Origin of the sequence: Caldisericum insulae (assembly GCF_047785965.1) — a bacterium.
In the GTDB taxonomy this organism is placed as follows: Bacteria; Caldisericota; Caldisericia; order Caldisericales; family Caldisericaceae; genus Caldisericum; species Caldisericum exile_A.
Window position 1 is genome coordinate 21,506 of record NZ_JBLOBF010000013.1, and the last position, 7,559, is coordinate 29,064.

The following is a 7,559-nucleotide window of genomic DNA, read 5'->3' on the forward strand; positions in this document are numbered from 1 at the left end:
CTATTTTCCTCCACTGGTTTTTCCTAAAATATTAATACCAATAGCCTTCTCTACAACCTCTCCTATCATTTTGACTGTTTCGCCACTCGACTCAATAGTAGGAAGCATCATAATAGCAGGTAAAGGTGATGTCTTCTTTGCGATAAAATTTTTAACTGCCGAAGCATAGCTTTCTTCTGTAAGTATTATACCGTATGAATTAGTTTTAGTAATTTCTTTAAGCTTTGAAATAAACTCAACATTGTTACCCACAACAAACATTTCAATTCCAAAACTCTTTAAAAGTATCCCTAATCTTTTGCTTCCAACAAAAGCGATCCTATTCATAAGCAAACTCCAATTCTGGAATCTCTGTAGGGCTTACCCCATGATATAGGGCATAGGCAAGCTTTTGCAACAAGCTTGCCTCATAATCCAACCTCAAAAGGTACACAAAAATAGGCTCAATTCCTTCGTTAAAATATTTTCCTTTATCAAAAAATCTCCTCAATGTATCAATTTCAAGAGTTTCGTATGTTTCATCAAGCTCTTTCTCTGAATAAAAGGCCCTCGAATAGTTTAGGAAATGTGACAACTCTTCGAAATTTCTAACCTTAGTTAGGATATCTCTCTTTTCAAGTCGAGCATAAAGGTATTCCACCAACTTATTAAAATCATTTTCGTTGATGAAATTATTCTTCACGAAATTATAATTTCGCATAAGTATTGTAAGAACAGTATTGTTTATAAATTCAGAGTAAAATTCAACAATAAAATCACTATTAGTTTTCTTTGCATTTTCCCAAATAAAATTAAGATAATACACATCAATCACTAAAGGCCTAATATAAGATGGAAGTCCAGCCTTAAGCTCTTCAAAACATTTACATAGTTCTAGTGGAACTTTACAGGGACTCTTTAATAATAAATCAGTAAATCCATTGTTAAAAGCTACATCTCCTAAGGCAATCTTCTTTAATAAAAGAAAATACTCTTTTGACTTAAAAAATACATCAATAAAATCTTTTAGATCGAACTTAGAAATTTCATTAAATTCGGATTTTTTTCGATTTTCAATTGCCTTCTTTACTGACTCAAAATCAACATCTTCAAGGAAATTCTTATAAGGATAATTCTGTAAAACTTCAACAAACCCTTTAAAGTCCTTTTTTACAAGCTCCTTAAAAACACTATCACCCATAAGATAAGTCTCAAGTACCTTTACTCTACCGCAAAGGAAATCATATTGACTTTTAGATTCTATCTTGAATGAAAAGTTCACCATTATCCGAAAATCTCCTTTGCAATTTCAATCTCTTTTTCTTCTCTAAACGAATCAACTAATTCGTCAATAGAATCATCGATTTCGAAATTTGGCGATTTAATTATCAAGCCACCTTTGATATTTATAGGAGATTCCTCGATTTTTACGTCGTTTAATTTCAAATCCTGGTAGATAAGTTTCTCAAAGTCCTTACCAAATTTTTTCAAATCATCTCCATTTAGATACACAGTGGAGCCATCAACTACATCTCTCTTTAGAAGAGTTATTAACATTTTCTTATAAGATTTCTCATCTTTCATCATCATTGATTTTAAATGCTCAAAAAATTCATCGAGAATTTCCTTCTTTTTTAAAAGTTTTTTCTTTTCTATTTTCGAAATTTCAATAACTTTAGCACGGTCAAATTCTTCATCAATTTCCCTTTTCAATCTTTCGAGTCTTGCTTGATATTCTTCATCAAGTTGTTTTTTAAATTTGGAAAATTCTTCTTCTAAATCTCTTTTAGCGGTCTCAATCATCTCTTCCGCTTTCTTTTTTGCAGAATTGATGATGAGATCTTTAATTTTTTCTATTCCCATGTCCAATTAAAAGACTGCTTTTGAAATCCAAAGAGAGAGCAAAACGCCTGAAAGAAGTCCAAGAATAGCATAGGTTTCAACAAGTGCTGGGAGAAGGATAGCACGCCCGCTTTCTTCTGGTCTCTTCGCAGTCAAATCTAAAGCACTTAATGCAGAACGTGCCTGATCAAGTGCAGTCTTAAATTCTACAAGCCCAATAGAAATCCCAACAAAAAGTGCCACAATGCCTTGGGAAAGACTTGCCTTGGGAGTACCTGCAACAAACCCAAAGAATTGAAGCATCAAAAACATTACAACAAGCGAATAGAATCCCTGTGTTCCTGGAAGCGCCATAATAACAAGTGTTTTACCGAAGAGTTCTGGTTTTTCAGAAAGAATTCCACCTGCATGAGAAGTAGTCCTTGTAATACCAATACCAGATCCTATTGCTCCCATTACAGCTACACAAGCAGCGCCAATTGCAACTAACATTGGTCCATTAAATACACTCATTTCACCTAACCTCCTAATTTTTTTTATTTAATCTAATATTTTTAAATTCAAACCCTAAGGGCTTGAATTCATAACCACCTAAATCATAAAACCTTCCAAAAAACTCAAGGAAATTTAAACGTATTGAATGAATAAACGCACCTAATACGTTCATAAATAAAGCAAGTGCATGAAGAGAAATAAGTATTATAAATGTTACAAAAACACCAATGGGTCCGAGAATTTCTCCTATCACTCTTGCCATTAGATTGAATGAAGATGCAAGAATGCCAGAGCTTAATCCTAATGCAAACAATCTGAGATAAGAAAGAGTATCACCTAAAAATCCAGAAATCCCGTAAGAACTTCTAATACCATAGAGATTTACAAGCGCTGCTATTGGTTTGAAGAAAGGAGTTCTAATTGACATCCACCCGCCTATTAAAATAAATGTGAGACCTAACAAAATAAGCATATTATCAATTAATTTTAAGGTTGGGTTTGAACCTATAACTGCGATCATAACAATACCAGGCAAAAACAGTAGCCATCCCACACCATTAACAATTGCATCTAAAAAGGCTCTGTTTCTAATTTTAACTATAACACTTACAAGTACGCCAATCATTTGCGAAGTAAAACCAATTATTAAAGACAAAATCATAAATTGAACAGAGCCATCTGGAGATGTTGGATCAATAACTTGTATTTTTGACATCAGTTGGGTAAGGATGAAGTTTGGAAAATACAGAGAAAGAATGTTACCAAAAAATGAGTTTGTCATCAATCCAACAAATATTGACATCAAACCGCCATAGAAAAGAATCATAAAAAATTTCCAAGCACCTAAATTACGCTTATACTTATTAGCAAAAGTAATTCCAAATAAGGCAGTCAAAAATCCGTATCCTACATCTCCAAGAGCAAAACCAAAGAATGTAGTAAACAAAATAGCAACAAGTATTGTAGGATCAATATTTGAGTAAGAAGGAAAACCAAACAATCTAACAAGGAATTCAAAAGGTCTAAATAAGGTTATATTCCTGAGGCTAACAGGAACGAGGTCATTTGAACTTGTTTCAAGTTCAAAAACTAAGAAATTTAACTTGGTAATATTAGAAGTTAAATAATCAAAATCAGTTTCTTTTACATATCCTTTTGCAACAAGAACTACATTGCCTTCTATAAAGGAGGATAATGATTTTTCCTTTGAAGAAAGTGAATTATAGTAATCCTCTAAAATGAGAAGTTTCCTTTTTTCCTTATATGATTCAGCCACTTTTGAACGAATTATACGCTCTTCCTCTTCAATTTGTTTTAACCTTCTTTCTATTCTTTCTACCTCTTCCTCAAAATAACCTGACAAATTTTCAGGTGGTGTAAGAATTTCGATTGAATAGTCCCCTATAAGGGCATTAACATTATCCTTTTCTTCATTTAGATAAAGCACAAAAATACTTACTCTATTTTTATCAGCTTTAAAAGTATGCAGGAATAGATTTTTTACTCTCTCATCAGAAACAAATTTATCAAAGTTTTTCTTATTTAACAAGCCAATAAAAGAGGAAGTTCTTTTAGTTCCCCTTAAAATAGAAAATTGGAATGGAAAACCAGAAAAAACCTTTAGGTTTTTCTTTTCTTCAAGAAGCTTTGTTCTTTCTAATTCAATTTCATGAAGTCTATTTCTTAAAGAATTAAGTTCATTATAGAGTTTATCTAAATTAAATTCATTAATAACATTTTCAAATTCATCGGCGTCTACATCAAAATCCTGTGGCAAAAAGCCTTGTATTAAACCTTGCTTTTCAAGGTTTAAATCTTTATAAATCGAGAGAATCGACGAAATTTTATAAATTTCATCTTCAAAAGTCTTCTCGGGAATTGCGGTTTTAAAATTTTCAAAATTTGAAATAATCTCTTCTGAGACGCTTTCAAGATGAAAAACATTCAAGTCAAAAAGTGCATCGAGTAATTCCTTTTTTCTTTTTACGCTCCCAAGGATAGCAATCTTCTTAACCTTCTCTATAGCCATAGCTAAAAACCTCTTTTAGGTATTTATCAAAAAGTTCATTTGCTTTTGTTTTATAGGATTTTTCCAGGTTTTCAAGTTCACTTTCAAAATGTTTTTTGAATGTTTCAATTTCCTTAATGAGATTCTTTTGTTTCTCCTCTCTATAAGTTTTTGATTCGGTTTCTATTTTTCTTTCAACTTCGTTTCGAAGATCAATCATCTCTCTTTTAATTTCTTCTTTCATTTTCTGAATCTTTTCCTGGGCTTCTTTTATAATTTTTTCTCCCTCTTCTTCAAATTCTCTTACAGTGTTTAAAAGGTCTCTTTCAAGCATGATTACTCTCCTTTCACAACTCTTATTGCAATTTCACTTCCATATCTTATTGAACCTTGAACAAGACCACCTTTCTCAAATACTTCCTCTGTAAATTCAATACAATCATTGTTTATAACCATGCCTGGTGCAAGAACAGGAATTCCTGGTGGATATGGTGCAACAATTCCCCAAGAAATCCTTCCGAGAGATTCCTTAAGGGGCACAACTTCAAATTCCTTTTGGAATGCCTCGAATGGTAACATTGCAAATTGAGGTGCTTCCGGAAACTTTGGCATTCTTACAGTACTCTTTTCTTTACGTGGTTCAATCTTCTTTAAAACGGATACAAGTGTATCTATATCCCTTTTTGATGTACCTATGGTTATAAATAATAGCACATTTTGAAGATCTGCAAGCTCAATTTCAATTCCATTTTTATTTAAAATATGCTCAAATTCAAAGCCTGAGTAACCCAGTTCTTGAACGTTTATAGTAAGTTTAATTGGATCAAAGGCATATATATCATCCCCATTTATTATTTTCTCAGTAATTACCTTAAATCCATCTAAAGCTGAAATGCGTGCCCTTGCATACTCTGCAACTTCGATTGCTTTATCCCACATCTCTTTCCCGTGCAAAGCCATCTCACGCCTTGCAACATCAAGAGCAGTCATAAAAATATATGAGGGGCTTGAACTTTCAATGATACTTAGAATTTGTTCAATACGATCTACATTTACTTCCTTAGATGGAATATGTAAAAAAGATGTTTGTGTCAAAGTGGGTAATGTTTTGTGGGCACTTTGAGTTACAAGATCGGCACCTAAATAAATGGCCGATTTAGGAAACTTCGGATTAAAAGGAAAATGGGCTCCATGCGCTTCATCGACAAGCGCACGCATACCATTTTCATGAGCTAAATCAATTATATCCTTAATTCTCCCTTGAAGTCCATAGTAATTAGGAGTTGTTACAAGTACTGCCTTTGCATCAGGATTTTCTTTTATTGCTTTTTCAACTGATTCTGGTTTAACATTCGTAATTATTCCAAATTCATCATTGAATTCTGGCTGAACAAAAACCGGTTTTGCCTTTGCAAGAAGAATTCCACCAATAACAGACCTATGTGAATTCCTTCCAATTATGATTTTCTCATTTTCTTTTACAGAATCAAGAATCATCGCATGCACGCCAGCTGTAGTACCATTAACAAGAAAGATAGTAGCTTCAGTTCCATAAAGAGTACTTGCAAGATTTTCAGCTTCCCTTATAACACCCTGAGCGTAATGAAGATAATCAAGACCCGAAACTTCAGTCAAGTCAAAGTCAAAAAACTTATCACCAAAGAGTCTTTTTAAAATCTTAGGAGCGCCCTTACCCTGCGAGTGACCCGGCATATGAAAAGGAATCATCTTTCGCTTTATATACTTAGAAACTGCTTCATATAAAGGCGCACGTTCTTGTTCCACCTATACCTCCAATCTTATATTTTTTTCTTTGATGGTCGGGATGGTGGGATTCGAACCCACGACCTCTTGGTCCCGAACCAAGCGCTCTAACCAAACTGGGCCACATCCCGTAGTGGTCGGGGCGAGAAGATTCGAACTTCCGACCCCCTGCACCCCATGCAGGTGCGCTTACCAAACTGCGCCACGCCCCGACAACTAAAACTATTGACCCGCTAAATTATATGAAAACTTTTCAAATTTGCAATACTTTTAAGGCCTTAAGTAAGGAATAAGCCGGATTCTGTTCCTCAAAAGAGGCGGCAGTCATTTATCTCAGCGGCCAACCCGGTAGCGTGAGGGGAGCATCTCTTTGCTACCCTATTTGGCCTTGCTCCAGGTGGGGTTTGCCATGCATAGCCCTGTCACCAGGACTACCGGTGGTCTCTTACACCACCTTTTCACCCTTGCTAACCATTGGTTAGCGGTCTATTTTCTGTGGCACTTTCCCTGGGGTCACCCCCGCTTGGATTTCCCAAGCACCCTGCTCCCAGGAGTCCGGACTTTCCTCAGAAGGACAATATGCCTTCTGCGACCACCTTCCTTACTTAAGGCCTATAAATCACTCTATCTTTAAGTATAATATCTTTCCGCAAATTTCGCAACGTAGAATTTTATCGCCTTTAGTTTCTTTAAGAAACTCAATAAATTCAAGTGGAAGTTTTACTCCACAATTTCCACAATGACCATGGTCAACTTGGGATATTGCACCATCAGGAAAATCTTCTCTTATCGAGAGATACTCTCTTGCAAACTCTAATGGTAGCGTTGAAAGGACACTATCAAACTCTTTATCTAATGCTTCTCTTTCTTCTTTAATCTCTTTTTCGAGTTTATTGTATTCCTCTTGAATATTATTGTATCTATTTTTTAATTTTACAATATTATCACTTATCTCTTTTATCTTTTTTTCCTTATCGGCTATCTCTGAATTTACAAATGATAAACTCTTTTTAAGTTCATCTAATTTTGCGACCAAATTTTCTTCCGTCTTTTTTGCTGCCTTAAGTTCCTTTTGAGTCCTGAACTGGTTTGATTCTATTGCAGTTTGGATACTTTTTAATTCCCTCTCTGTTTCTTCGATTTCACGTTCTATTTCATTTTTTCTTTTTATAAACCCAGACTTTGAAAGGTTTATTTCGTCTATTTCACTTGAAAGGTTTTTTATTTGATCTTCAATTTTCAATTCTTCTTCTATTTCTTTAACTCGTTTTTCCTTTTCATGGGTTATGGTTAATTTGGTTTCAACTTCGTAAAGTTTTTCCAGATATGACATAAATTCCTCCATGGTGGGCCCGCTTGGATTCGAACCAAGAACCAATTGGTTATGAGCCAACCGCTCTGCCGTTGAGCTACGGGCCCAGATTCAAAGTGCATAACTATTTTACACAAAAGTAGATTTTAGTCAAGAGTA

At 34.4% G+C, this 7,559-nt stretch carries 8 protein-coding genes, 3 tRNA genes and 1 other RNA gene; all 12 read right to left on the minus strand.

Annotated elements, in window-relative coordinates:
• The gene (locus tag ACMV0E_RS07095; protein ID WP_416085690.1) at positions 1-327 is read right to left on the minus strand and encodes a V-type ATP synthase subunit F; all 327 of its coding nucleotides are present in this window, start codon (positions 325-327) and stop codon (positions 1-3) included.
• The gene (locus ACMV0E_RS07100) at positions 320-1,264 is read right to left on the minus strand and encodes a hypothetical protein (protein WP_416085691.1); all 945 of its coding nucleotides are present in this window, start codon (positions 1,262-1,264) and stop codon (positions 320-322) included. The genes ACMV0E_RS07095 and ACMV0E_RS07100 overlap by 8 nt, the downstream gene beginning before the upstream one ends.
• Positions 1,264-1,842: a V-type ATP synthase subunit E family protein gene (locus tag ACMV0E_RS07105; RefSeq protein WP_416085692.1), complete on the minus strand. Its 579-nt coding sequence runs from the start codon at positions 1,840-1,842 to the stop codon at positions 1,264-1,266. Before ACMV0E_RS07105 ends, ACMV0E_RS07100 begins: the two co-directional genes overlap by 1 nt.
• Before the next feature lie 6 nt (positions 1,843-1,848).
• A complete protein-coding gene (locus ACMV0E_RS07110) occupies positions 1,849-2,334 on the minus strand; it encodes a permease (protein WP_416085693.1) in 486 nt (161 codons plus the stop codon).
• Between the two features lie 13 nt (positions 2,335-2,347).
• On the minus strand, positions 2,348-4,345 hold the full coding sequence (locus tag ACMV0E_RS07115; RefSeq protein WP_416085694.1) for a V-type ATP synthase subunit I: 1,998 nt from the start codon (positions 4,343-4,345) through the stop codon (positions 2,348-2,350).
• Positions 4,326-4,658 (minus strand): hypothetical protein, encoded by a 333-nt coding sequence (locus tag ACMV0E_RS07120; protein WP_416085695.1) that lies wholly within the window; start codon positions 4,656-4,658, stop codon positions 4,326-4,328. Before ACMV0E_RS07120 ends, ACMV0E_RS07115 begins: the two co-directional genes overlap by 20 nt.
• A gap of 2 nt (positions 4,659-4,660) precedes the next feature.
• A complete protein-coding gene (locus ACMV0E_RS07125) occupies positions 4,661-6,109 on the minus strand; it encodes an aminotransferase class I/II-fold pyridoxal phosphate-dependent enzyme (RefSeq protein ID WP_416085696.1) in 1,449 nt (482 codons plus the stop codon).
• A 32-nt stretch (positions 6,110-6,141) separates the two neighbouring features.
• A tRNA-Pro gene (locus ACMV0E_RS07130) sits at positions 6,142-6,219 on the minus strand.
• A gap of 3 nt (positions 6,220-6,222) precedes the next feature.
• Positions 6,223-6,300 (minus strand) — tRNA-Pro (locus ACMV0E_RS07135).
• A gap of 63 nt (positions 6,301-6,363) precedes the next feature.
• Positions 6,364-6,696, minus strand: an RNA gene (rnpB, locus tag ACMV0E_RS07140) — RNase P RNA component class A.
• An 11-nt stretch (positions 6,697-6,707) separates the two neighbouring features.
• Positions 6,708-7,421 (minus strand): zinc ribbon domain-containing protein, encoded by a 714-nt coding sequence (locus ACMV0E_RS07145; protein ID WP_416085697.1) that lies wholly within the window; start codon positions 7,419-7,421, stop codon positions 6,708-6,710.
• Between the two features lie 11 nt (positions 7,422-7,432).
• Positions 7,433-7,507, minus strand: a tRNA-Ile gene (locus ACMV0E_RS07150).
• Positions 7,508-7,559: the final 52 nt, after the last annotated feature.